Here is a 25,837-nt window from a genome sequence, read left to right on the forward strand (position 1 = left end):
AAACGACGCACGTCGCAAACGTGACAGACAGGCGCGCGCGATTCGGCTTTCCTCGGATCAGAGGAGTTTGAGATGGACCCACGCAGCAAGATCGCCCTTGTGATCCGAACCATTGGGGCGGAGCGGGGCCGGGCCGCGCGGGGGCGACCTGTGCGCACTTGACCGCGCAACAGATCCCCAACGCTTTTCAGGATTTCATCAAACCATGACCTCCCCTGCCACGCGCCGTGCCGGCGGCCGCGCCGCCCGGCGCGAAGCCCGCGCGAATCCGCTTTCCGACACGCTGCGCCCGGTGCGCCCCGGCCTTGAGGGCGGCCTCTATCGCCCGCTCTCTGACGCGCAGATGACACGCATCCACGCCGCTGTTCTCGACGCACTCGAACAAATCGGCCTTGCCGACGCCCCGCCCTCGGGGGTGGATTACCTGACCGGCGCGGGGGCGATTCTGGGCGAGGACGGGCGGATACGCTTTCCGCGCGCGCTGATCGAGGACACGATCGCGCGCGCCAATCGCGGGATCACGCTTTTCGCCCGCGACCCACACCACGACATGACGCTCTCGGGCACCCGCGTGCATTACGGCACGGCGGGGGCGGCGGTGCATCTGGTTGATGTGGCCACCGGCAACTACCGCGAAAGCACCGTGCAGGACCTGCACGACGCCGCGCGCATCGCCGACACGCTTGACAACATCCATTTCGTGCAGCGCCCCATGGTCTGCCGCGACATTCCCGACAATCGAGAGATGGACCTCAATACGCTCTACGCCTGCTGCGCGGGCACCACCAAGCATGTCGGGACATCGTTTACCGAGGTGGGATTCGTCACCGATGCCTTCGAGATGCTGCACCTGATCGCGGGTGGCGAGGACAAGTGGCGCGAGCGGCCCTTCGTGAGCAATTCCAACTGCTTCGTCGTGCCGCCGATGAAATTCGCCACCGAATCCTGTCTGGTGATGGAGGCCTGTATCGCGGGCGGGATGCCGATCCTGCTGCTCTCGGCCGGGCAGGCCGGGGCCACGGCACCTGCACCGATTGCCGGGGCCATCGTGCAGGCGACCGCCGAGTGCCTCGCGGGGCTGGTCTATGTCAACGCGGTCAGGCCGGGCCATCCGGCCATCTTCGGCACATGGCCCTTTGTCAGCGATCTGCGCACCGGGGCGATGTCGGGCGGATCGGGCGAGCAGGCATTGCTGACGGCGGGTTGCGCGCAAATGCACCACTTCTACGGCCTGCCAGGGGGTGCGGCAGCGGGGATCGCCGATGCCAAGCTGCCCGACATGCAGGCCGGATGGGAGCAGGCCACGTCGAACGTCATGGCGGGGCTGTCGGGGCTGAACATGGTCTACGAGGCTGCAGGGATGCACGCCTCTCTTCTGGGGTTCTGCCACGAATCGCTCATTCTGGGCGATGACCTGATCGGGCAGGCGCTGCGTTGCGCGCGCGGAATCGAGGTGGACGAGGACACACTCAGCCTTGACGTAATCCGCGCCGCCTGTATCGGTGGCCCCGGCCATTACCTCGGTGCGCCGCAGACGCTGGCACGGATGCAGAGCGATTACCTCTATCCCACCTGCGCCAACCGCGCCTCGCCCAAGGAATGGGTCGAGCAGGGTCAGCCCGATCTCATCGCCACGGCGACAGCAAAGAAAGAGCGCATCCTCGCCACCCGCGCGCCCGCCCGCTTCGACCCCGAAACCGATGCAGCGATCCGGGCGCGGTTTCCGATCCATCTGGAGGCGTAAGGGGCGGCGGCGGGCGCTCAGGAACACAGCCGGTCAGAGCAGGGTGGAGCGCGCCTTGGCGCGCTCCCTTAGCCCCCCTCAGCCAAGCGCCTCGGAGCACCGCTTGCAGGTGCCGGGATGGGCGTGGGTGCCCACATCGGGCAGGATCTTCCAGCACCGCTGGCATTTCCTGCCCTCGGCGCGCTCGAACACCACGCCGACAGTGTCCACCTCTGGCAGGCGGAACGCCTCTGGGGGGCGTGGATCGGCGGTGAGGATCAGGTCGGACGTGATGCAGACATCCGCGAAATCCACCGATTTTAGCGCCTTGAGCATTTCGGCATCGCGCACATGGATAATAGGCGCGGCCTCGAGGCTTGCCCCGATCACCTTGTCGGTGCGCTGAACCTCCAGCGCCGCCGTCACCACGCGCCGCGCGGCTCGCACAACCGCCCATTTCGCCGCCAGCGGCTCGTCCAGCCAGTCTGCGGGGGTCTCGGGCATGTCGTTCAGGTGCACGGAGTTGTCCTCGCCCGGAAAGCGAGAAAGCCACACATCCTCCATCGTGAACACCAGCACCGGGGCGAGCCAGGTGGTCAGGCGCTGAAACACCAGATCCATCACCGTGCGCGCGGCGCGGCGGCGCGCCGTGTCGCCGTCGCAATAGAGCGCGTCCTTGCGGATGTCGAAGTAGAACGCGCTTAGATCAAGCGTGCAGAAGTTGAAAAGTTGCTGAAAAACACCTTGAAAATCATAGATTTCATAGCCTTTTCTCACCTTGTGATCCAGCTCCGCCAGCCGGTGCAGCACCCACCGTTCAAGCTCGGGCATTTCGGCGGGCACGACCCGGTCGGCCTCCGAGAAATGCGACAGCGCGCCGAGCATGAAGCGCATCGTGTTGCGCAACCGGCGATAGCTGTCCGCGACGCCCTTGAGGATCTCCGGCCCGATCCGCAGATCGGCGGTGTAATCCGCCTGCGCCACCCAAAGCCGCAGGATATCGGCTCCGTATTGCTTGACCACCTCCTCGGGGGCCACGGTATTGCCGAGCGATTTGGACATCTTGTTGCCCTTCTCGTCCAGCGTGAAGCCATGGGTCAGCACACCGCGATAGGGCGCGTGCCCGATCGTGCCGCAGGCCTGCAACATCGAGGAATGGAACCAGCCCCGGTGCTGATCGGTGCCCTCCAGATAGAGGTCCGCGATTCCGTCCTCGGACCCATCCGCCCGGTCGCGCAGCACGAAGGCATGGGTGGAGCCGGAATCGAACCACACATCGAGAATGTCATCGACCTTGTGCCAGTCGTCCGGGTTGACGATGCCCTCAAGGAACCGCTCCTTGGCGCCCTCTTTATACCAGGCGTCCGCGCCCTCTTGCTCGAAGGCCGCGAGGATGCGCGCGTTGACCTCTGCATTCCGTAAAAGGTAATCGGAATCCGTTGGTTGCGCGCCGTTTTTCACAAAACAGGTGAGCGGCACACCCCAGGCACGCTGACGGCTCAGCACCCAGTCGGGCCGCGCCTCGATCATCGAGTAGAGCCGGTTGCGCCCGGTCTTGGGCGTCCATGTCACCAGCTCGTCAATCGAGCGCAGCGCGCGTTCGCGAATGGTCGTGCCGTAATCGTCCTGCCCGTCTCCCACCGCGCGGTCAATCGCCGCAAACCACTGCGGCGTGTTGCGATAGATCACGGGCGCCTTGGAGCGCCATGAATGCGGATAGCTGTGCTTGATCTTGCCGCGCGCCAGCAGCCCGCCAACCTCGATCAACTTGTCGATCACGGCCTTGTTGGCGTTGCCCTCTTTGCCCTTGCGATCAAGGATGAACTTGCCGCCAAAAAACGGCAGATCGGGCCGGAAAGAGCCGTCATCCATCACGTTGTAGGTGATGACCTGCCCCAACATCCCCAGATCGCGGTAAAGTTCGTATTCCTCCATCCCGTGCGAGGGCGCGCAATGCACGAATCCGGTGCCCTCCTCGTCAGTCACGAAATCGGCAGCTCGGAAATCGCGCAGATCGTCCCATTCGCCGTTTGAGCCTTCGGCCCCGGCAAGCGGGTGGCGCAGCGACAGGCGCCCAAGCTCATCGCTCGTCACATCGCGGAGCCTGCGATACATGCCATCCGATAGCCGCGCGCGGGTCATGATATCCTCGGCACGGGCATCAGCGAGGATGAAACGATCCCCCACCGAGGCCCAACATTCCTCGGGCGTGGCGGTCACTTCATAGAGACCGTAGGAAATCGCCTCTCCATAGACCACCGCCTTGTTGGAGGGCATGGTCCAGGGCGTCGTGGTCCAGATCACCACATGGGCGTTCTCCAGATCACCCGCCCCCTGATGCACCCGAAACTTCACCCAGACCGTGAAGCTCTCCTTGTCGTGATACTCCACCTCCGCCTCGGCCAGAGCGGTCTTTTCGATCGGCGACCACATCACGGGCTTTGACCCCTGATAGAGCACGCCGGTCATCAGGAATTTCTGAAATTCCTCCGCGATGATCCGCTCGGCGCGGAAATCCATCGTCAGATACGGGCGATCCCAACAGCCGGTGATCCCCAGCCGCTTGAACTCCTCGCGCTGGATGTCGATCCAGCCTTCAGCGAACTTGCGGCATTCCTGCCGGAAATCGACGATATCGACCTCGTCCTTGTTCTTGCCCTTGGTGCGGTATTGCTCCTCGATCTTCCATTCGATCGGCAGACCGTGGCAATCCCAGCCGGGGATATAGCGCGCGTCGCGGCCCATCATCTGCTGCGAGCGCACCACCATATCCTTGAGGATCTTGTTCAGCGCATGACCGATATGCAGATGCCCGTTGGCATAGGGCGGGCCATCATGGAGCGTGAAGGGCTTGCGGGTTTGTGCCTTCTCCCGCAGCCGCTCATATACCCCGATCCGCGCCCACCGTTCCAGCCACTCTGGCTCGCGCTGCGGCAGGCCCGCGCGCATCGGAAAATCGGTTTCGGGCAGGTTGAGCGTGTCCTTGTAATCGGGCAGGTCGGCGCACATGGGGGCGTCCTTCGTCAGGTCTTGGGATATTGGGAGAGAGGCGGCGCGATCGCTCCAACGCCTTGTCCCGGCAGCTCGACTTGGTCAGAGCGCCGGGCATGTAATTCGAATGATGATCGCGGCACGGTGCGTCATGGCCCGCGTTATAGGCGCGCGCTCGCCAAGCGTCCAGAGGGGGATTGCCACGCCGCGCGCGACGCGCCACATAAGCGCCATGAACACCGCCCTGCCCCCGCGTTTTCCCATCACCCGACCCGAGATCGCGCGGGTGATCGCGGCCTTCTACACCGCCGTGCGCGCCCATCCCGGCCTTGGCCCGGTCTTTGCCGTCCATGTCACCGACTGGCCCGCGCATGAGGCGAAGATCACCGATTTCTGGGCCAGCACGATCCTGCACGAACGCTGCTATGACGGCTCTCCGATGGCGGCGCATGTGAACGCGCGCAATGTTCAGCCGGGCATGTTCTCGACCTGGCTGGCGCTGTTCGATGCCGTTCTGGCGCGCGAACTGTCGCCCGATCAGGCCACCGCATGGTCGGCGCTGGCGCATCGTATCGGGCGGTCCTTGCGCGCGGGCGTTGTGGATCGCAGCACCCATCCCGGCGGCGTGCCGAAGCTACGATAACTCAGAAGGCACCCAGAACCGTCCCCAGCCCGATGATCAGTGCGCAGGCCAGCACCGGGCCGATGACCGCCACCATGAAGATATCGCCATAGGCTTGCCGATGGCTCATCCCGCAGATGCCCAGCAGCGTGATCACCGCGCCATTGTGCGGCAGGGTGTCAAGGCCCCCGGTCGCCACCGCTACCACCCGGTGCAGAAGCGCCGGATCGACACCCTGCACCGCCGCCTCGGCCAGCATCGCGACCCCCAGCACGTCAAGCGCGATCGACATGCCCCCCGAGGCCGAGCCGGTGATCCCGGCAAGCGCGCTTGACGACAGCGCCGCCGAGATCAGCACATTGCCCCCCGACAGCCCGTCGAGACTGGCCCGCAGGATCTCGAAGCCCGGCAAGGTGGCGATGACCGCGCCAAAGCCCACAAGGCTCGCAGTATTGAAAAGCGGCAAGAGCGCGGCCTCGGCCCCCTTGTTGAGCGCCTGCATGACCTGTGGCGGGCGCGTGGCCAGAAGCGCCAGCACCAGCGCCACGCTCAGCGCCGCGATCACGGACCAGAGGCCCTTGACCCGCGCCAGATCGGTCTCGCCATAAAGCGGGAGCGCCAGATAGCCGGTGTCGAGCGCGGGCAGGATGGCAACGCCCATGGCCAGCGTCACCACCGCCACCGACAGGATCGGCAACGCCGCGCGCCAGAGCGGCAGAGTGCCTTGCGCCGCCCCGCCCTCGGGCCGCGCGGGCGCGTCCTCGCCTGCCAGCCAGCGCGCGCGCAGACGCAGCCAGACCATGCCCAAGCCCAGCATCACAAGCGCCGCGATTACCCCCAGCCCCGGTGCGGCAAAGGGCGTGGTGCCGAAGGTGGCCATCGGGATCGCGTTCTGAATCGACGGCGTGCCGGGCAGCGCCGTCATGGTAAACGTGAAGGCCCCCAAAGCGATGGTCGCCGGGATAAGGCGCGCGGGCAACCCCGTCTCGGCGAAGAGCGCGCGCGCCAGCGGCCAGGCGGCAAAGGCCACCACGAAAAGCGACACGCCGCCATAGGTCAGCACCGCGCAGGCCAGCACCAGCGCCAGAATGGCATTGCCCGCACCAAGCGCACCTGCGATGGCCGTGGCGATGCGCTGCGCCGCGCCCGAGACCTCCATCACCCGGCCGAAAAGTGCGCCCAGCAGGAACAGCGGAAAGAAGGCCACCACAAACCCCCCCGCCGCCTCCATGAACACCTGCGTATAGCCCGCCAACACCGGCGCGCCCGACAGCGCCGCCACCAGCGCCGCCAGCACCGGGGCCAGCACCAGCACCGACACCCCTGCCCAGGCCCCCGCGATCAGCAGGCCAAGCGCCACAAGGATGAGAAGAACCGCCATGCCGCACCCCACTTTTTCTGCAGCGCAGCATAACGAATAACGACTCGGGTTGCCAGCCAGTAACCGACGCCCGCAGCCGGAAAACCCGCGCCTCTCGTCGTCGCCGCAAGAGAAGTCCCGGCCCGGCGGCCGGGCGGACAAATGGGCGCGTCAGACGAACCCGATATGCTGGTCGAACGGCATTTCCCGAACCCGACTGCCCGTCGCAGCAAAGATCGCATTGGCCAGCGCCGGGGCGGCGGGCGGCACCGGCGGCTCTCCGATGCCGCGAATGCGCTCGCCATTTTCCAGCCCGCGCACGGTGATTTCGGGGCATTGACAAAGGCGCATGGCGCGGAATGTGTCGAAATTCGTCTGCTCGGTCACGCCCCCCTCATAGGTGATCTGACCATGCATCGCATGACCAAGGCCAAAGACCACGCCGCCCTTCACCAGCCCGTCGAAATTCACCGGATCGAGCACGCGCCCCACCTCGGCAGCGACATGGACGTGATCGAGGCGGATGCCCTCGGCGGTCTGCGTCACCTCCACCACCATCGCGCAGGGCACCCCGAACGAGAGGCAGAACGCCACGCCGCGCCCGCGCCCCGCGGCCATCGGCGCGCCCCAGCCCGACATCTCGCCCACGGCCTCCAGCACCGCGCGCGAAGGGCCGTGATCGCAGAGCCGCAGACGTTCCTCCAGCGGGTCGGCCCCGGCGGCGTGGATCACCTCATCCAACAGGCTTTCGTGGAAGAACCCGTTGGTGGACGCGCCCACCGACCGCCAGCTTGAGACGGGTGCCAGTTCCGGTGCGCGATAGCCCGTCACCCGGTAATGCGGGATGGCAAAGGGCTGATCCCAGGCCCCCGCCACGATCTGAAGATCGGGGCCGGGGGCGGGGATGTTCTGCCGCCCCATCTGCGACGCGATGACCGAGGGCATGGCGATGCCCAGATCGACCGCCACGACCCGGCCCCCCGCCACCCGACCGCGCCCGCGCGCCATGGCGATCTGTCGGGGAAAGTCATGGCCCATGTCCTCCTCCCGCGAATAGGTGAGTTTGACCGGACGCCCAGGCACCGCCATGGCGATCCGGGCGGCATGGCGCGTCACCTCATCCTCCAGCCGGTGCCCGAAACTGCCGCCGATCATCTGCGCGTGCACATGGATGGCCTCGGCGGCCAGGCCGGTGATCGCGGCCACGTTTTTCTGGACGAAACGCGGCACCTGCGTGCCGGTCCAGACATCGACGCGCGCGGGCGTGTAAAGCACCGTGGCATTGAGCGGCTCCAGCGGCGCATGGGCCAGATAGGGCGCGCGATACTCGGCCTCGACATCCGTTGATTCGGCCAGCGCGGCCTCCACATCGCCCTCGTCGCGGAATTGGCTGTCTTGCCGCGCGCTGTCGAAACTCTCCGAGAGTGCCTGCCAATGCCCCGCCATGTCGGGCGGAAACGGGGCGGGGCCATGATCAAGCATGATCGCCTGCGCGCCCTGCATCGCGTGCCATGTGCTTGTGGCAATGACGGCCACGCCACCGGGCAGGGCCAGCACCTTTTCCACCCCGCGCATCGTCTCGGCACGGGTCGCGTCAAAGCCCCGCAGCGCCGCGCCCTGCGGGGCCAGCCGCACGGCGGCATAGAGCATGTCAGGCCGCGTCACGTCGATGCCGTAATCCTGTTTTCCGGTGGATTTCGCCACGATATCAATGCGCTGCATCGGCTTTGTGAGAAGCCGCCAACCTGCTGGATCGCGCAGCGCCACCTTGGTGACAGGCTCGGTCAGCGCCGCCTCGGCGGCCAAACTCTGGTAGCTGAGCCGCGTGCCGTCGGGCAGGACCACCGCGCCCCGTTCGGTCGTGAGGGTTGCCACCTCCAGACCGTGCAACCGCGCCGCCGCCGCTTTCAGTGTCTCGCGCGCCACAGCCCCCGCGCGGCGCAGCTTCTCATAGCCATCCGGCACGGTGGTCGATCCGCCGGTGATCTGCATACCGAGAAACTTCATCGGGGCTGCCATCGCGCCGCGCGCGGTCTCTGCCAACCAGCCCTGATCGGTCGCCCGGAACGGCACCGCCTCGGACGACAGCGCCGTGTTCCAATAGGCGCGGCTTGGCGGGCCAGGATCGGTGCTGACCTGATCAAGTCCCACATCCAGTTCCTCGGCGATCAGCGCCGCCTGCACCGAGGTGGCCCCTTGCCCCTTGTCGGCGCGCGGCGTGATCAGCGTGATCGCCTCGGCGGTGATGATCACATAGGGCGTGAGCGCCGCCGCCCCCTCGGGCAGGTCGCGCAAGAGCGGGTTGGCGTAAGGCGTCTTGAACCGCCAGACGCCAAAGGCCACGCCGCCCGCGATGGCTGCCGATCCGATGAGGAAACTCCGCCGGGCGATGGTCCGCGCGCGTCCCATCTCAGGCCCCCTTCATCGCGCGCGCGGCGGCACGAACGGCCGCGCGGATGCGCGGATAGGTTCCGCAACGGCACAGATTACCCGACATGGCGTCGTCGATCTCGGCGTCGGTCGGATCTGCCACCTCGGCCAGCAGGCCCGCCGCCTGCATGATCTGCCCCGACTGGCAATAGCCGCATTGCGCCACCTGCGTCGCGATCCAGGCCGCCTGCACCGGGTGTGGCGTCTCGGGCGTGCCCAACCCCTCGATCGTGGTGACCGGTCCCCAGACATCGCCAAGCGCCACCTGACAGGACCGCGTTGCCACACCGTCAATATGCACCGTGCAGGCCCCGCATTGCGCGATGCCGCAGCCGTATTTCGTTCCCGTCAGACCCAGCACATCGCGCAGCACCCACAAAAGCGGCATGTCGGGATCAAGCCCATGGGTCGGAAAATCGGTCCCGTTCACGGTCAGCGGCATGGCGGCCTCTCCCTGTGCTTCATCGATCAGGATAAACTGATCGGTTCAGGTGTCCAGAGGGAACGTGGAGTTCCAGCGCCTGGCAGCCACGTGCGACAACAACGTCCGGATTCGCCGCCGAGACCTCCTCAGATCGGCAGATAGTCTACCAACTCTCCCACCTCACGCGCCGGATCGTGCGGCGGGCGCACAAGCAGCGCGTCGGCGTGGGCGAGGATGCTCAGAAGGGAACTGTCCTGCCGGTCCTCGGCCGTAATACCTTCGGGGCCAAGACGCGCGCGCATGTAATGCTCGCGCGGGCCGTTTCCGGGCAGAGGCGCGGCAAGGCGCGCCGTCAGGCGCGGCGCGGGCACGGCCCCAAGCCCCTGCATCCTGCTCAGCATCGGCACGACAAAAACCTGCCCGCAGACCATGGCCGAGACCGGGTTGCCCGGCAGTCCCACCATCGCCGCCCCCCCCATGCGGCCCGCCATCAACGGCTTGCCGGGGCGCATCGCGACCTTGTAGAAGGCGCGCGCCATCCCAAGCTCGGACCCCAGCCGCGCGACAAGGTCGTGATCGCCCACCGAGGCCCCACCGATGGTCACGATCAGGTCATTGCCCTCGGCCAGCCCCAGCACCGCCTCAAGCGAAGCGCGCGTGTCGCGGGCAATCGGCAGAAGACGCGCCACTGCGCCGTGGCTCTCGAACAGCGCCTTGAGGCCAAAACCGTTGGAGGCCACGATCTGATCGGGGCCGGGGGTCTCTCCGGGCATGACAAGCTCGTCGCCAGTGGCGATCAGCGCAACCTCCGGGCGGCGATGCACCGGAACGCGGGCGATGTTCATCGAGGCCAGCAGCGCCAGATCAGCGGGGCGCAGACGGCGCGGGGCGGGGATCACCTCGCCCATGTGGAAATCGCCGCCTACGGGGCGGATGTTGTCGGATGCCCCGATGTTATCGCCGAGGGTAATCCGGTCGCCGTCGCGCGTCACATCCTCCTGCATGACCACGCGGGTCGCGCCCTCGGGCACCGGCGCGCCGGTAAATATGCGCACCGCCTCGCCCGGCCCGACGGCGGCCCCGAACCCATGCCCCGCCGCCGCCTCGCCGATGACACGCAGCACAGCGCCGGGGGACAGGGTATCGGCCACCGCATAGCCATCCATGGCAGAGGCGGCAAAGGGAGGCTGATCGCGGCCTGCCGCCACATCGCGCGCGAGCACGCGGCCTGCGGCCTCGGACAGTGGCACCTCCTCCACCTCCAACGGGTCAACCAGCGCAAAAAGCGCGGCGAGGGCCTCGCCAACCGATATCATGTCGCCTCATACCGCCCGGATTTGCCGCCATCCTTCAGAAGCAGGCGGATGCCGCCCATCTCCATCGCCTTGTCCACCGCCTTGGCCATGTCATAGACGGTGAGGGCAGCGATCGAGACCGCCGTCAGCGCCTCCATCTCCACCCCCGTCTGCCCCGATGTCTTGACCGTCGCCTCTATTCGCACACCCGGCAGATCGGGATCGAGCGTCAACTCTACCGCCACCTTGGTGACGGGAAGCGGATGACACAGCGGGATCAGATCGGGCGTCTTCTTGGCCCCCATGATCCCCGCCAGCCGCGCGACCGAAAGCACGTCACCCTTTTTCGCGCGCCCCTCGGCGATCATGTCATAGGTGGTGCGCGCCATGCGCACATGGCCCTCGGCCACGGCCATGCGGTCGGTCACGGGCTTGTCGGAGACATCGACCATATGGGCGTGGCCCGCCGCGTCGAAATGGCTGAGCCCCGTCATTCAGAAGCCCCCGGCTGTCAACGGATTGGCCAGCAGGCCGCGCGTGGCCGCCACCACGTCATCGGCGCGCATCAGCGTCTCGCCGATAAGGAAGGAGCGCGCGCCATAACGCGCCATCTCGGCCAGATCGTCGGAGGTGGCAATGCCGCTTTCGCTCACGATCATGCGCTCTGGGGGCACGAACTTCGACAGGTTGCGGGTGGTGTCGAGCGAGGTCTCGAAGGTGTTGAGGTCACGGTTGTTGATGCCGATCATCATAGAGCTGAGGGCGGTGGCGCGTTCAAGCTCTTCGCAGTTATGCACCTCGATGAGCGCATCCATCCCCCAATCAGTCGCCGCCGCCTCAAGCTCGGCGGCCTGCGCGTCGGACACGCTCGCCATGATGATCAGGATGCAATCGGCCCCCCAGGCGCGCGCCTCGGCCACCTGATAGGGGTCATACATGAAATCCTTGCGCAGCACCGGCAGGTCGCAGGCGGCGCGCGCCTCGGTGAGATACTCGGGCGCACCCTGAAAACTCGGCCCGTCCGTCAGCACCGAAAGACAGGTAGCCCCGCCCTCGGCATAGGCGCGCGCCAGCGCGGGCGGATCGAAATCGGCCCGGATCAGGCCCTTGGAGGGGCTTGCCTTCTTGATCTCGGCGATCAGGCCATAACCCGTTTTCGACGCCTTCAGGAGAGCCTCGGCAAAGGGACGCACGGCAGAGGCCCCACGTGCCTGCGTTTCGATCTCGTCAAGCGGGCGCTCGGCCTTCGCCGCCGCGATCTCGTCCAGCTTGTAGGCCTTGATCTGTTCCAGGATGGTCGGGGTATTCATGCGGCCTCCGATGTCAGTTTCGCCAAAGCGGTAAGGCGCGCGCGCGCCGACCCGCTATCGATGCTCTCGGCGGCCATGGCCACGCCGTCGCGCAGATCGTCCACGCGCCCCGCCACGGTGAGCGCGGCAGCGGCATTGAGCAACACCGCATCGCGATACGCCCCCGTCGCCCCATCGAGAAGCGCCGAAAGCGCTGCGGCGTTTTCCTCGGGCGTGCCGCCAAGAATCGCCTCGAACGGGTGCACGGGCAGGCCGAAATCCTCGGGGTGCAATTCCGCCTCGCGGATCGTGCCATCTTCTTCCAGCGCGGCGAGCCAGGTAACGCCGGTAATCGTCATCTCGTCTGTGCCGTCACTGCCATGGACCAGCCAGGCGCGCTCGGAGCCAAGCTGCCCCAGAGTCTCGGCCATGGGGCGGATCAGGCTGCGTGAGAACGCGCCGGTCAACTGCCGCTTGACCCCCGCCGGATTGGTCAACGGCCCGAGAATGTTGAAGATCGTGCGCGTGCCAAGCTCAGCCCGGACGGGGCCGACATGGGCCATGGCCGGGTGATGCATGGGCGCCATCATGAAGGCGATGCCGACCTCGGCCAGCACCTTCTCGACCGCCTCGGCGCTGATCATCACCTTGACGCCAAGCGCCGAGAGCGCATCCGCCGCGCCAGACTTGGACGACAGGTTGCGGTTGCCGTGCTTGGCCACCGGCACGCCCGAGCCCGCCACCACCAGCGCCGTCGCGGTCGAGATGTTGAGCGTGCCCTTGCCGTCGCCGCCGGTGCCGACGATGTCCATGGCCCCTTCGGGCGCGCGCACCTTGTGGCACTTGGCACGCATCACGGCAGCGGCGGCGGCGTATTCGTTCACCGTTTCTCCGCGCGTGCGCAGGGCCATCAGAAACCCGCCGGTCTGCGCCGGCGTGGCCTCTCCGGCAAAAAGGATCTCGAACGCCGCTTCGGCCTCGGGCCGGGTCAGCGCGCGGTCGGCGGCGGCGCCGATCAGAGGGCGGATATCGCTCATGCCGGCACCTTCATGCGGTTCAGGAAATTGCGCAACAGTGCGTGGCCATGCTGCGAGGCAATGGATTCCGGGTGAAACTGCACGCCGTGGATTTCGTGCTCGCGGTGACGCAGGCCCATGATGGTGCCATCGGCCAGTTCGGCGGTGATCTCCAGACAATCGGGAAGGCTCTCGCGCTCGACCACGAGGGAATGATAGCGCGTCGCCTCGAACGGCGAGGGCAGACCCTCGAACACGCTCTGGCCGGTATGGTGGATCACGCCCATCTTGCCATGCACGATCTCGGAATGGCGCACCACCCGCCCGCCGAACGCCTGCCCGATGGTCTGATGGCCAAGACAGACGCCCAGAAGCGGGATTCCCGCCTCGGCAGCGGCCAGCGTCAGCGGCAGGCAGATCCCCGCCTGATCCGGGTCGCAGGGGCCCGGAGACAAGAGAATACCGGCAGGCCGGAACGCCATCGCCTGCTGCACGTCGAGCGCATCATTGCGCACAACGCGCGTCTCGGCCCCCAACTCGCCCACATAATGCACGAGGTTGTAGGTAAAACTGTCGTAATTGTCGATCAAGAGCAGCATCTGCGCCTGTCCTTCGGTCAAGGGGGCTGTTGGCCTCGGGGCCGGTCGGGGTATACTTGTTCAGGCTTGCGCGGCACCGTCAAGGGGCGCTAGGCCGGAATGACGGCAAACGGGCAGAGACCACGGGGGCAAGGCAGTGATACGCGGGGCATTGGCGGGAATGGTGACGGGGCTGGCCGTATCGGGGCTGGTTCTGGGCACGGTATCGGTGGTGAGCGATCTCGCCGACATGGCGGCGGTGCGCCAGACCGCACCAGAGGCAAGCGCGGTCGATCTGCCGCCCGGCTCTGGCTTTGACGCGGTGCGCGAGGATCGCGAGGCGGCACTGCCAACTGTCACCGAAGGCCCGACACAAGTGGCCGTGCCGCGTGTCGCGCCCCCGGAGCGCGACGATCTACGCCCCCTTTCCGGGGCCGATACCGCGCCGGTTCAGGCCCCCGATACCGGGGCGGCAGGCGCGCTTGGCACGCCGCCCGCCGAAGCGCAGGCCGAGGGCGGCGTGGCCTTCGAAAGCGACAGCCCCATTCTGCCCGCGCCACAGGCCGTGGCCCCTGCCCTGCCCGACGGCGAGGCGCGGCTTGTCATCTCCACCGACCCCGCACAACCTCCCGCGCCCGATCCGGGCGAGGCGAGTGCGGGGCTTGCCGCGCCTGTGCCGGAGGCCGGCGATCCCGCTCGCGGGCACGAGGCGGAAACAGCGCCCGAGGTGCAGATGGCCATCACCGAACCACTCGTCCCTCCTCAAGACGCATCAGACGCGCCGGACACCGGGACCGCGCTTGCTGTTCCCGCCGAGAAGACCCCAGAGGCCACGGACGCCGTGACCGCGCCGATCACTCCCGACGAGGGCGCGCCCGCGCCCGATGCGGCCCCCGAACCCCGCCTCCTCGCCCCCTCGGGAACACTGGAGAACCATGCCGAGGGCATCACGGTGGGCCGACTGCCACGCATTGGCGGTGAGCCCGAGGAGCCCCCGGCAGAGGCGGAAACCACAGAGACACCCCCCGAGGAGCCAGAGGGCGCGCTCCGTCGCAACGCCGTGGCTTTCGAGCCGCCCGCAGGCCGTCCTCTCATGGCGATCGTGCTGATCGACGAGGGACAGGGCATGCTCGGGCTTGAGGCGTTGCAGGCATTTCCCTATCCGCTCAGCTTCGCCATTCCCGCAGGCCGCCCGGACGCCGCCGAGGCCGCCGCGCGCTATCGCGCCGCAGGTTTCGAGGTGCTTATCGCCGCAGACCTGCCCGAGAGCGCGACCGCCGCCGATACCGAGACCGCCATGCAGGCGTGGCTTGCGGCCATCCCGCAGGCGGTGGCAGTGATCGAAGGCACCGGCACCGGGCTCCAGGCCAGCCGCGAGGCAAGCGCGCAGCTTGCCCCGATCCTGACCGAGACAGGGCACGGCATCATCATGCTTCCCAACCGGCTCAACACCGCGCAGAAACTCATTGCCCGCGAGGGCGTGCCCTCGGTGACGCTGTTCCGCGATATCGACGGGCAGGGGCAGGACGCGGGCGCGGTGCGGCGGTTTCTCGATCAGGGCGCGATGCGCGCGGGCCAGCAGGAGGAGGGCGTAATCATGCTTGGCCGCGTGCGCGCCGACACGATCAGCGCATTGCTGCTCTGGGGCTTGCAGGACCGCGCCGCAAGCGTCGCGCTCGCACCGGTTTCGGCCGTTCTTTCAAGCCGCTGACGCGCGCCCACCCGTTCGGGAGCCCCCAGCGAAGGGCACCTGAACCGCCCCCTTGCCCCCGTCCGCGCGCGGTGGTTCAAAGGTAGGGTCATGCTGCATCTCGCCACATCACTCGCGCTTCTGGCGCTCGCCGCTCTCTCGGGTTTCGCCGCAAGCGCGCTCGGGCTTCCCCTACCCTTCATGCTCGGCCCACTGGCCGTCTCGGCGCTTGTTGCCACACTGATCCCGGAACGCCTGCCCGACGGCTATCGCTTTCCCGAACCGGTGCGCCTTGCCTTCATCGCCATCATCGGGCTGATGATCGGCGCACAGGTAACGCCTGCGCTTTTTGCCGAGGCGCATCATTATGCCCTGACGCTGGGGGCGGTGACGCTGTTCGTGGGGCTCGCGCATGGGATTGGTTACGCAGTGTTCCGCCATGTCGGCGGCTATGATTCCACCACCGCCTTTTATGCCAGCACCCCCGGCGGCCTCTATGAAAGCATCGAGATGGGCGAGGCGGCGGGCGCGGACATGACCCGGCTGATGATGCAGCAGTTCCTGCGCGTCATCGCGGTGGTGACGATGCTGCCATTTGGCCTGTCACTCTGGCTGGGAGAGCCTGTGGGGAGTGCTGGGGGCATGAGCCTTGCGCGCGCCGAGGTGCCGTGGTCGGACCTGCCGCTCGTTGCGCTGGCGGGGCTGGGTGGGCTGGCACTCGGACGCGCGCTGCGTCTGCCGGCGTGGCAACTGACCGGACCGATGGCACTGACGGCGGCGCTGTCGCTTTCCGGGTATCTGGGATTCGAGATCCCGCAATGGCTTGTCAATCTGGCGCAGATGATCCTCGGCACCGCCCTGGGGATGCGCTTCACCGGGCTGAGCCGCGGACTGCTTCTGCGCGGGGCGGGGCTTGCGGCGGTTTCGGTGCTGGGGATGCTGACGCTCGGCGTAGCACTGGCGGCGGCGCTTCACACGCTGACGAGCGAGTCCGTGGACGTGCTTATCATCAGCCTCGCACCCGGTGGCGTCACGGAAATGGCTCTGGTGGCGCTCAGCCTGAACGCCAACCCTGCCTTTGTCACGCTGCACCACATATACCGCATCCTGCTCACCGTGCTGGTGATCGGCGCGGTGACGAAGTTCAGACCCGCACGCCGTGCCGCCCCGCCAGATCAGTGAAGAACTGCCATGCGACGCGGCCAGAGCGCGCGCCGCGCGTGGCCTGCCATTCGATTGCCTCGGCGCGCAACACCGCGTCGTCGATCGACACGCCATAGGCGTCGCAGTAGCCCCGGATCATCGACAGGTATTCGTCCTGATCGCAAGGATGAAAACCCAGCCATAGCCCAAACCGGTCTGAGAGAGAGACCTTTTCCTCGACCGCCTCGGAGGGGTTGATCGCGGAGGAGCGTTCGTTCTCGATCATGTCGCGCGGCATCAGGTGGCGGCGGTTGGATGTGGCGTAGAAGACCACGTTCTCGGGCCGCCCCTCGATCCCGCCATCGAGCACGGCCTTGAGGGACTTGTAATGCTGGTCGTCATGAGAGAATGACAGGTCGTCGCAGAACAGCAGGAACCGCGTCTGCGAGCCGCGCAGCAGGTTCAGGAGGCGACCCACCGAGGGCAGGTCCTCGCGCTGCAACTCCACGATCTTGAGTGGCAGGCCCTCGGCCAGAACGGCGGCGTGCACGGCCTTTACCAGGCTCGACTTGCCCATGCCGCGCGCCCCCCAGAGGAGCGCATTGTTGGCGGGCAGGCCGCGCGCGAACTGCCGGGTATTGGCGAGCAGCGTGTCGCGGGCACGGTCGATACCCACCAAAAGGCCCATGTCCACTCGGGCCACGTCTGGCACAGGCTCCAGCCGGTCGGGGGCAACGTGCCAAAGAAACGCATCCGCCACACCGAAATCGGGGGCCGTCAAAGGGGCGGGGCTCATCCGCTCCAGGGCGGCGGCGATACGGTCCAGCGGGTCCATGGCTTAGCTCTTGCTGTCCTCGGCGGCTTGCGCCACCTCGTCTTCATCGTCGTCTTCAAACCACAGGCCCTGTGCGCGCAATTCCTTCTCACGCTTCTTCTCGACGCGGGCAACCAACTGGATCGATACTTCGTAAAGTCCGTAGACCACGACGAACAGGATGACCTGGGTGATGACATCGGGCGGCGTAACCAGCGCGGCGAGAAGCAGGATGCCCACCACGGCGAACTTGCGCACGGCCTTGAGACCCGGCGCGCTGACCAGTCCTGCCTTACCCATGAGCGTCAGCAGAACGGGAAGCTGAAAGCACAGGCCAAATGCCACGATGAACTTGATCGTGAGGTTGAGATACTCCTGCGCCGAGCCTTGAAACACCACCGAAAGGGGCGCCGCATTCATGCCGCCCTCGACCGCCTCGCCCTCGCCGCCGAATTGCTGGAAGCCGAGGAAGAAATCATAGGCGAGCGGCGTCACGACGTAAAAGGCAAAGGACGCGCCGAGAAAGAACATGAAGGGCGAGGCAATGAGAAAGGGCAGAAACGCGCCCTTTTCGGACTTGTAGAGGCCCGGTGCCACGAAACGCCACATCTGGTTGGCGATATAGGGGAATGCAAGGATGAATCCCCCCAGAAGCGAGACCTTGATCGCGACGAAGAACCCTTCTTGCGGCGAGATGAAGATCAGGCTGCAATCCTGCCCTCGCTCGGCCAGCACCTTGCACAGCGGCGCAGTGAGAAAGTTGAAGATCGGCGTGGCAACGGTAAAGCAGATCACCATGCCGATGACGAAGGCCACGACGGAATGGATCAGCCGGTTGCGCAACTCGGCCAGATGCTCGATCAGCGGGGCGCTGGAATCGTCGATGTCGTCCTCGGGCACGCTCATGCCTTGTCCTCGGTGCCCTTGTCGGTCGCCTTCGGGGCGGTCTCTTTTGCCGTCTCGGCCTCGGCAGCGCTGCGCTCGGCGGCCATTGCGGCAGCCTTTTCCCGGGTCGCGTCAGCCACGGCCTGTTTCTCGGGGTCGAGCGGCGGGCGGGCAGCCTTGTCAAGATCGCGGGCCACGTCCTCGGTCGTCTTGCGCACCTCGTCCATGGCCGATTTCATCGGGTTGGCGGCAGCCTTGAAGGTCTTTTGCAAATCGCTCACGCCGGATTGATCGGCGGCGTCATTCATCGCGCGGCTGAACTCGCGCGCCATGCCGCGGGCCTTGCCGACAAAGCGGCCGACGGCCTGGAACATGCCGGGCAAGTCCTTGGGACCGACGACGATCAGCGCCACGATCCCGATGACCAGAAGCTCGGTCCAGCCAAGGTCGAACATGCAGGACTCAGACCTTGTCTTGTTCTTCGGCGGGCGTCACGTCGCGAGCGGTATCGACGGACTTGCTTTCGTCCTCGAGTTCCTTGTTGCCCTCGGCAATGCCCTTCTTGAACGAAGTGATTCCCTTGCCGACCTCGCCCATCAGCGCCGAGATCTTGCCGCGCCCAAAGAGCACCAGCACCACCACGGCAATAAGCAGAAGGCCGGGAAGGCCGATATTGTTGAGCATGTCTTCTCTCCCTTGCTCGGGGGGTGCCCCCCCCGGAACATTCATTGCCCTTATCTAGACACTCACCGCCCGCGATGAAAGGACCAATCCGCCGCGGTACGCAAATCGCGCGGGCCTCAGTCCTCGGCCCTCGCCTCGGCGCGGCTCTTGCCGGCGACGTTCTGCGCAAGCGTCGCGGCCATGAACTGATCGAGGTCGCCATCGAGCACGCCCTTCGTGTCCGAAGTCTCGACGCCCGTGCGCAGATCCTTCACCATCTGATAGGGTTGCAGGACGTAGGACCGGATCTGGTTGCCCCAGCCCGCATCACCCTTGGCCTCGTGGGCGGCCTCGATCGCCTCGGTGCGCTTGCGCAATTCCAGCTCGTAGAGCCGCGATTTCAGCGCCTTCATGGCAATGTCGCGGTTCTGGTGCTGGGATTTCTGGCTGGAGGTGGTCACGATCCCGGTCGGGATATGGGTGATGCGCACCGCCGAGTCGGTGGTGTTGACGTGCTGCCCGCCTGCGCCCGAAGAGCGATAGGTGTCGATGCGGATATCCGAGGGGTTCACCTCGATCTCGATATTGTCGTCCACCACCGGATAGACCCAGACCGAGGAAAAGGACGTGTGCCGTTTGGCCGCCGAATCGAAGGGCGATATCCGCACGAGGCGGTGAACGCCCGATTCGGACTTGAGCCAGCCATAGGCGTTGTGGCCGGAAATCTTGTAGGCGGCGGATTTGATCCCCGCCTCGTCGCCAGCTGATTCCGATTGCAGTTCCACCGTATAGCCGCGTTTCTCGGCCCAGCGGACATACATCCGCGCCAGCATCGCCGCCCAGTCGCAGCTCTCGGTGCCGCCCGCGCCGGCGTTGATTTCGAGAAACGTGTCGTTGGCGTCGGCCTCGCCGTCGAGCAGCGCCTCAAGCTCCCTGGCGGCGGCCACCTTGGTCAGCGCGCGGATTGCCGCCTCTGCTTCGGCCACAACCTCGGCATCGCCCTCCATTTCGCCCAGTTCGATCAGACCGAGATTGTCCTCAAGCTCCTGCTTGATGTTGTCGTGGGTGGCCAGCGCATCCAACAGCGCCTGACGCTCGCGCATCAGCTTCTGTGCGTTGGCCGGGTCTTCCCAGAGCGTCGGATCCTCGACCCGCGCATTGAACTCCTCAAGCCGATGGCGGGCGGTCTCCCATCCCAGCCGCTGGCGCAACAACTCCAGCGATTTTTCGATCTCGGAAACGAGGGTCTGGGTTTCGGCGCGCATGGTCTTTACTGTCCTTGGCTGCTCAGAAGCGCCTGATAGCGTAGCGGGACGGGCCGGACAAGAGAGCCCTCAATAGAGACCGCCCGAACTCATCGCGCCGAAACTGGCCTTGCCACCCACCTGCGCCTTGTCGCCGGTCGAGGTGGTCACCTCTTGCACGCGCTCGCGCTCGCCGGGCTGGAACAGGTCAAGATCGTTGCCCATGGCAAAGCCGCCGTCGAAGGTCAGACCAAAGACCGGCTCTTCGCCGTCGCGGAAATACTCGGCCATCACATAATCGCCGGAGGCGTCATCGGGCAGGCGCGCGCCGGTGAAGCGGTCGATCTTGATGAAATGCCCACCCGGCGGAATCTCGAACGGCCCACCCCCGAAGGTGTTGACGGCCTCGGTCATGAACTCCTGAAACACCGGGCCGCACAGAGACGACCCATAGGCCGACCGACCAAGGCCGCGCGGCTGGTCATGGCCGATATAACAACCCGCCGCGATATTGCTGGTGAAGCCCACAAACCACACGTCGCGCGCGTCATTCGTGGTGCCGGTCTTGCCCGCCGTGGGCACCGGCAGGTCGATCACACCCGCGGCCGTGCCGCGATCCACCACCCCCTTGAGCATCGAGGTCAATTGATAGGCCGTCACCGCATTCATCACCCGCTCGCGGTCGGACACGATCCGCGGGCCCCGATCACGCGGCAGGGCCGGATCGCGGCAATCGACACAAGTTCGTGTGTCCTGCCGGTAGACAGTGCGCCCGTAACGATCCTGAACCCGATCCACAAGGCTCGGGCGCACGCGTTCGCCGCCATTGGCGAACATGGCGTAGGCCGCCACCATGTTGAACAGTGTCGTCTCCTCGGAGCCGAGCGAATTAGCAAGGAACTGGCCCATGTTCTGATAGACCCCGAACCGTTCCGCATAGTGCGCGACCACATCCATGCCCACCTCCTGCGCAAGGCGGATGGTCATCAGGTTGCGCGACTGCTCGATGCCGGTGCGCAAGGGCGTGGGACCGTAGAACTTGTTGGACGAGTTGCGCGGCCGCCAGAGGCCCTGCGGCGTGTCGATCTCGATCGGCGCGTCGATCACGATGGTGGCGGGCGAATAGCCGCTGTCGAGGGCGGCGGCATAGACGAAGGGCTTGAAGCTCGACCCCGGCTGGCGCAACGCCTGCGTGGCGCGGTTGAACACCGAATGCTGATACGAGAACCCCCCCTGCATCGCGATCACGCGGCCGGTGTTCACATCCATCGCCATGAACGCGCCCTGCACCTCGGGCACCTGCCGCAGGCTCCAGTTGGCGAAGGTGCCGTCATCGTGGACGACGGCGCGCACATGCACCACATCGCCGCGCTTGAAGGTGGCCCGGAAATCGCCGGGCAGCCATTTGATGTCGCTGCGCGGCACTTCGTGGGTGCCCTCAACACCCTCGATACCGATGCGCATTGCCTGATCGCCGGTCTCCAGCACCACTGCCGGATGCCACTTTCCGTCAAGCTCGATGTCGCGCGGCACGCGCAGATCGGCAAGTGCCGCCTGCCAGTCGGCCTCAGACCCCAGCACCTCTTCGGGCAGGTTCTCTCCGGTGCCGCGCCAACGGCCCTGCCCCCGATCATAGGCTTCCAGTTGACGGCGAAGGGCGCGCGCAGCATGAACCTGCATTTCGGGGTCGATGGTGGCGCGCACGGTGAGACCGCCGGTAAAGAACTCGCCCTCGCCGTAGATCTCGCTCAACTGTCGCCGGATCTCGTCGGTAAAATAGTCACGCGGCGGCAATTCGGCACTGAAGGGCGGAAAATCGCCATTCTGCACCGAGCGCAACGGCATATCGCGCTCGGCCCGATACTCGGTCTCGCTCAGATAGCCGTTTTCCCACATCTCGCGGAGCACGAAGTTGCGTCGCGCCAGCAGGCGCTCGCTCTCGCGCACCGGATGATAATCGCTCGGCGCCTTGGGCATCGACGCAATCATCGCCGCCTCATGCGGGGCCAGTGCGCGCAGCGGCTTGTTGAAATAGGTCTGCGCGGCGGCGGTCACACCATAGCTGTTCTGACCAAGAAAGATCTCGTTGAGATAGAGTTCGAGGATCTGCTCTTTCGAGAGCGTCTCCTCGATCCGGGTGGCAAGGATGATCTCCTTGATCTTGCGCTCCATCTGCCGGTCGCCCGACAGAAGGAAATTCTTCATCACCTGCTGTGTGATGGTAGAGGCGCCGCGCACATTCTGCCCGCGCGATTTCACCGCATCATAAAGCGCCGAGGCGATGCTCACGGCATCAAAGCCATGGTGGTTATAGAAATTCTTGTCCTCGGCGCTGATGAAGGCCTGCTTGACCAGATCGGGAACATCCGCGGCGGGGGTGAACAGGCGGCGCTCGCGGGCGAACTCGTCGATGATGCGGCCCTCGGCGGAATATATCCGGCTGATGGTAGGGGGCGTGTAATTGGCAAGGCTCTCATGGCTCGGCAGGTCCTTGCCATAGATGTGCAGCACCGCACCGATCGACAGCCCGACAATCACCACCGCAAGGGTGATCAGGCTGAAGACGGTACCCAGAAGGCTCAGAACAGGGCGCAGCACGGCAGTCTCCTCATCGACGCTGCGCCCCATATAAGAGGCGCGGGCGCAGCCGTCAAAACACAAAGCCTTTCAGCACCAGCCAGGCCGCTCTCATTGCCGCACCAGCCCCGCACGTGCCGCATCCAACCGCTGCCAGGCGATCAGCGCATCGCGCAATGCCACCACCAGCGTCGTGCGCCAGGCGGGGTCGCTCAGTTGGCGGCGGTCGCGCTCGTTCGAGAGAAACCCCGTCTCGACCAGCACCGACGGTATGTCCGGCGCCTTGAGCACCGAAAAACCGGCATGACGCAGCGGGCGCGACAAAAGCGGAATACCCTCGGCTCGCAAACCGTCGAGCAGGCTTGCCGCCAACGCCGCGGCGCGCGGCTGTGTCTCCTGTCGCGCCAGATCCATCAGCACGCCCGCCACGATATCGTCGGTGCCGCTCAGATCGACTCCGGCAAGAATGTCGGCACGGTCATGACGCTCGGCCAACGCGGCGCTGGCGGCATCCGAGGCGCTGTCCGACAGCGTATAGACAGAGGCGCCGCGTGCCCGAAGATCCGACAACGCATCGGCATGCAGCGAGACGAACACATCCGCCCCGACCCGATGCGCCAACGCCACACGGCCCTCGAGGCTCACGAACTCGTCGCCCTCGCGCGTAAGCCAGACCTCAAAGCCACCCGCGCGCATAAGCGCCTCGCGCAATTCGCGCGCCAGCACCAGCATCAGGTGCTTCTCCTGAAGCCCCTCCACCTCGGCGCCGGGGTCGATCCCGCCATGACCGGGGTCGATCATCACGCGCAGCGGCGCATCAGGATCGCGCGCGCTCGGCGACACCGCGCCGGAGGGGGGCGCGGCCTCCCATCCTGGCCCCTCGGGCACCCCTGCCATGGCCGAAAACCGCGCTGCGTCCTCGACCCCGAGTCGCACCCGGAGTGTCGCGGCCCCGCTCTGCCGGTCCACTTCCAGCCCGGCTGTCTCAAGCACATGCGGCCCCGCCAGATCGACCACCATGCGCGACCAGCCAGGCCGGATCTGCCCCATGCGCAAGCCCCTCACCCGATCGGTGGTCATGGCCAGCGCACCCTCGGCCCCCTGCCAGTCCACCTCGCGGAAATCGAGCACCAGCCGCTCGGGCGCCTCGAGCGTCAGCACACGCCAGGGCACCCCCTGCGAGAGCGCCAGCCGCACCTCGACCCCGCGCCCCTGATCGAAGATCGCGCTTTGGCTCATGTCGAGCCGCGCCAACGCGCTGAACTCCTGCGCCGCGGCCAGGGGCGCAAGGCAGAACCACAACCCCGCCACCAGCCATTTAAGAAAGGAACTGCCCATATGCCGGTCTCCGGTCTCGTTGCCCCGAGCATAACCCGGCGCGCGGCCCGAAAACAGACCCGGTGTTTCATTGTTCCGGAAATACTCGAAACCCGGCAACAGCCGCTCAGAGCTGCGCCATGATCTCGTCGCTGGCCTCGAAATTGGTGGTGACGCGTTGCACGTCGTCGTCGTCCTCCAGCGCATCGATGAGTTTCATCAGCTTCTGCATCGAGTCAAGATCCATCTCGGTGGTGGTCGTGGGCTTCCAGACCAGCTTGGTCGACTCGCTCTCGCCCAGGTCGGCTTCGAGCGCGGTTGCCACCTCGTTCAGATCGGTATCGGCACACCAGATCACATGGCCGTCCGCGCCGCTTTCCACGTCTTCAGCTCCGGCCTCGATGGAGGCCATCATCACCGTGTCGGCATCGCCCACGGTCGCCGGGTAGGTGATCTCGCCCTTACGCTCGAACATGAAGCCGACGCTGCCGGTCTCTCCCAGATTGCCGCCGTTCTTCGAGAAGGTCGAGCGCACGTTCGAGGCGGTGCGATTGCGGTTGTCGGTCATCGCCTCGACAATCACCGCCACGCCATTCGGGCCATAGCCCTCATAGCGGATTTCCTCGTAATCCTCCGCATCGCCGCCCATAGCCTTCTTTATGGCGCGTTCGATATTGTCCTTGGGCATGGATTGCGCCTTGGCCTCCTTGATTGCAAGGCGCAGGCGCGGGTTCTTGTCAGGATCCGGATCGCCCATCTTGGCAGCTACGGTGATCTCCTTGGAGAACTTGGAGAAAAGCTTGGCACGAACGGCGTCCTGCCGCCCCTTGCGGTGCTGGATATTCGCCCATTTGGAATGGCCGGCCATGTGGTCCTCTTGTGGGATGCTTGCGATTTCCGGGCCTTTTAGCCGCTTGATGCGCGCGGGGCAACGGCTCAGGTGGCAGGGCCTGCCTGCACCAGCCGTCCACCCTGGCGCACCATCTCGATGCGGGTGGCACGCCCGGTTGCGTCATCCGTCTCGACATAGACCCCCGAGAGCGTGACCGCCCCCATGGCGGGGGTGAACCTTTCCTTGCCCATGCCGGTGACAAAGCGGCGCATCGGCTCGGCACGATCCATGCCGATCACGGAATTGTAGTCGCCGCACATCCCCGCATCGCCCTGAAAGGCCGTGCCGCCGGGCAGGATCTGCGCATCCGCCGTGGGGATATGGGTATGTGTGCCCACCACAAGGCTCGCGCGCCCGTCGCAGAAATGGCCCATGGCCATTTTCTCGCTGGTGGCCTCGCAATGCACATCGACCACTGCCGCCTGCACCGCGCCGCCCAGGGGGTGCGTGCGCAACACCGCATCCACCGCCGAGAACGGATCGTCATAGGCGCGACGCATAAAGACATTGCCCAGCACCTGCGCCACCAGAACCCGCCGCCCGCGCCCGTCGGTAAAGACGCGGTGCCCGCGCCCCGGTGCCACCTTGGCAAAGTTGAGCGGGCGGATGATGCGCGGCTCACGCTCGGCGGCCTGCAACATGTCCTTCTGGTCAAAGGCATGGTCGCCCAGCGTGACCACATCGGCGCCCGCGCCGAACAGGTCCCCGGCATGGGATGCCGTCAACCCCATCCCGCCAGAGGCATTCTCGCCATTGACCACAACGAAATCGAGCTTCCACGCCTCGCGCAGTTTCGGCAGCCGCTCGGCCACCGCCGCGCGGCCAGCCCGTCCCATCACGTCGCCAAGAAAAAGCAGTTTCATGGGTGTCGTGTTAAGGTGCGC

The 25,837-nt window shown here is 66.1% G+C and carries 22 protein-coding genes; 4 read left to right on the forward strand and 18 right to left on the reverse strand.

Going from position 1 to position 25,837, the window contains the following annotated elements; translation table 11 throughout:
* The first annotated feature begins 205 nt into the window (after positions 1–205).
* Positions 206–1,744, forward strand: coding sequence for a trimethylamine methyltransferase family protein (locus tag KAK09_RS02725; RefSeq protein WP_210877280.1), 1,539 nt, complete (start codon positions 206–208; stop codon positions 1,742–1,744).
* Between the two features lie 78 nt (positions 1,745–1,822).
* Here the strand turns inward: KAK09_RS02725 and ileS are convergent, their stop codons facing one another.
* Entirely contained in the window at positions 1,823–4,732 is a 2,910-nt protein-coding gene (ileS, locus tag KAK09_RS02730) for an isoleucine--tRNA ligase (RefSeq protein WP_210877281.1), read from the reverse strand.
* 214 nt (positions 4,733–4,946) lie between these two features.
* Here ileS and KAK09_RS02735 point away from each other — a divergent pair, with 214 nt between their 5' ends.
* On the forward strand, positions 4,947–5,357 hold the full coding sequence (locus KAK09_RS02735; protein ID WP_210877374.1) for a group III truncated hemoglobin: 411 nt from the start codon (positions 4,947–4,949) through the stop codon (positions 5,355–5,357).
* A gap of 1 nt (position 5,358) precedes the next feature.
* Here KAK09_RS02735 and KAK09_RS02740 read toward each other — a convergent pair whose 3' ends face one another.
* From KAK09_RS02740 to KAK09_RS02775, 8 genes are all read right to left on the reverse strand, one after another.
* Positions 5,359–6,717 carry a GntP family permease gene (locus tag KAK09_RS02740; RefSeq protein ID WP_210877282.1) on the reverse strand — a complete coding sequence of 453 codons (1,359 nt, stop codon included), beginning with the start codon at positions 6,715–6,717 and terminating at the stop codon, positions 5,359–5,361.
* A gap of 150 nt (positions 6,718–6,867) precedes the next feature.
* Positions 6,868–9,105 carry a xanthine dehydrogenase family protein molybdopterin-binding subunit gene (locus KAK09_RS02745; RefSeq protein WP_210877283.1) on the reverse strand — a complete coding sequence of 746 codons (2,238 nt, stop codon included), beginning with the start codon at positions 9,103–9,105 and terminating at the stop codon, positions 6,868–6,870.
* A gap of 1 nt (position 9,106) precedes the next feature.
* The gene (locus KAK09_RS02750; protein WP_210877284.1) at positions 9,107–9,568 is read right to left on the reverse strand and encodes a (2Fe-2S)-binding protein; all 462 of its coding nucleotides are present in this window, start codon (positions 9,566–9,568) and stop codon (positions 9,107–9,109) included.
* 128 nt (positions 9,569–9,696) lie between these two features.
* Positions 9,697–10,866 (reverse strand): molybdopterin molybdotransferase MoeA, encoded by a 1,170-nt coding sequence (locus KAK09_RS02755; RefSeq protein ID WP_210877285.1) that lies wholly within the window; start codon positions 10,864–10,866, stop codon positions 9,697–9,699.
* The gene (gene moaC, locus KAK09_RS02760; RefSeq protein ID WP_210877286.1) at positions 10,863–11,339 is read right to left on the reverse strand and encodes a cyclic pyranopterin monophosphate synthase MoaC; all 477 of its coding nucleotides are present in this window, start codon (positions 11,337–11,339) and stop codon (positions 10,863–10,865) included. Before moaC ends, KAK09_RS02755 begins: the two co-directional genes overlap by 4 nt.
* Entirely contained in the window at positions 11,340–12,155 is an 816-nt protein-coding gene (gene trpC, locus KAK09_RS02765; RefSeq protein ID WP_210877287.1) for an indole-3-glycerol phosphate synthase TrpC, read from the reverse strand. It abuts the gene before it with no gap.
* Positions 12,152–13,171 (reverse strand): anthranilate phosphoribosyltransferase, encoded by a 1,020-nt coding sequence (gene trpD / locus KAK09_RS02770; protein ID WP_210877288.1) that lies wholly within the window; start codon positions 13,169–13,171, stop codon positions 12,152–12,154. Before trpD ends, trpC begins: the two co-directional genes overlap by 4 nt.
* Positions 13,168–13,749, reverse strand: coding sequence for an anthranilate synthase component II (locus tag KAK09_RS02775; RefSeq protein WP_210877289.1), 582 nt, complete (start codon positions 13,747–13,749; stop codon positions 13,168–13,170). The genes trpD and KAK09_RS02775 overlap by 4 nt, the downstream gene beginning before the upstream one ends.
* A 136-nt stretch (positions 13,750–13,885) precedes the next feature.
* Between KAK09_RS02775 and KAK09_RS02780 the strand changes: the two genes are divergently transcribed.
* The gene (locus KAK09_RS02780) at positions 13,886–15,439 is read left to right on the forward strand and encodes a divergent polysaccharide deacteylase family protein (RefSeq protein ID WP_336244410.1); all 1,554 of its coding nucleotides are present in this window, start codon (positions 13,886–13,888) and stop codon (positions 15,437–15,439) included.
* A gap of 90 nt (positions 15,440–15,529) precedes the next feature.
* The gene (locus tag KAK09_RS02785) at positions 15,530–16,600 is read left to right on the forward strand and encodes an AbrB family transcriptional regulator (RefSeq protein ID WP_210877290.1); all 1,071 of its coding nucleotides are present in this window, start codon (positions 15,530–15,532) and stop codon (positions 16,598–16,600) included.
* On the opposite strand, the gene KAK09_RS02790 is transcribed toward KAK09_RS02785, so the two are convergent.
* The 9 genes from KAK09_RS02790 to KAK09_RS02830 form a co-directional block, all read right to left on the reverse strand.
* A complete protein-coding gene (locus KAK09_RS02790) occupies positions 16,563–17,396 on the reverse strand; it encodes an ATP-binding protein (RefSeq protein WP_210877291.1) in 834 nt (277 codons plus the stop codon). The genes KAK09_RS02785 and KAK09_RS02790 overlap by 38 nt on opposite strands.
* Positions 17,397–17,399: 3 nt before the next feature.
* Positions 17,400–18,281 carry a twin-arginine translocase subunit TatC gene (gene tatC, locus KAK09_RS02795; RefSeq protein ID WP_210877292.1) on the reverse strand — a complete coding sequence of 294 codons (882 nt, stop codon included), beginning with the start codon at positions 18,279–18,281 and terminating at the stop codon, positions 17,400–17,402.
* Positions 18,278–18,715 (reverse strand): Sec-independent protein translocase protein TatB, encoded by a 438-nt coding sequence (gene tatB / locus KAK09_RS02800; protein ID WP_210877293.1) that lies wholly within the window; start codon positions 18,713–18,715, stop codon positions 18,278–18,280. The genes tatC and tatB overlap by 4 nt, the downstream gene beginning before the upstream one ends.
* Positions 18,716–18,722: 7 nt before the next feature.
* On the reverse strand, positions 18,723–18,944 hold the full coding sequence (locus KAK09_RS02805; RefSeq protein ID WP_210877294.1) for a twin-arginine translocase TatA/TatE family subunit: 222 nt from the start codon (positions 18,942–18,944) through the stop codon (positions 18,723–18,725).
* A 116-nt stretch (positions 18,945–19,060) separates the two neighbouring features.
* Positions 19,061–20,188, reverse strand: coding sequence for a peptide chain release factor 2 (gene prfB, locus KAK09_RS02810; RefSeq protein ID WP_210877295.1), 1,128 nt, complete (start codon positions 20,186–20,188; stop codon positions 19,061–19,063).
* 69 nt (positions 20,189–20,257) lie between these two features.
* Positions 20,258–22,765 carry a PBP1A family penicillin-binding protein gene (locus tag KAK09_RS02815; RefSeq protein ID WP_210877296.1) on the reverse strand — a complete coding sequence of 836 codons (2,508 nt, stop codon included), beginning with the start codon at positions 22,763–22,765 and terminating at the stop codon, positions 20,258–20,260.
* Between the two features lie 90 nt (positions 22,766–22,855).
* Complete coding sequence (locus KAK09_RS02820; RefSeq protein WP_210877297.1) at positions 22,856–24,082, reverse strand: N-acetylmuramoyl-L-alanine amidase; 1,227 nt, start codon at positions 24,080–24,082, stop codon at positions 22,856–22,858.
* A 106-nt stretch (positions 24,083–24,188) separates the two neighbouring features.
* Positions 24,189–24,929: a YebC/PmpR family DNA-binding transcriptional regulator gene (locus KAK09_RS02825; protein ID WP_210877298.1), complete on the reverse strand. Its 741-nt coding sequence runs from the start codon at positions 24,927–24,929 to the stop codon at positions 24,189–24,191.
* A 68-nt stretch (positions 24,930–24,997) separates the two neighbouring features.
* Positions 24,998–25,816 carry a TIGR00282 family metallophosphoesterase gene (locus tag KAK09_RS02830; RefSeq protein WP_210877299.1) on the reverse strand — a complete coding sequence of 273 codons (819 nt, stop codon included), beginning with the start codon at positions 25,814–25,816 and terminating at the stop codon, positions 24,998–25,000.
* Positions 25,817–25,837: the final 21 nt, after the last annotated feature.

It is taken from the genome of Roseovarius autotrophicus (assembly GCF_018069895.1).
Taxonomy (GTDB): Bacteria; Pseudomonadota; Alphaproteobacteria; order Rhodobacterales; family Rhodobacteraceae; genus Roseovarius; species Roseovarius autotrophicus.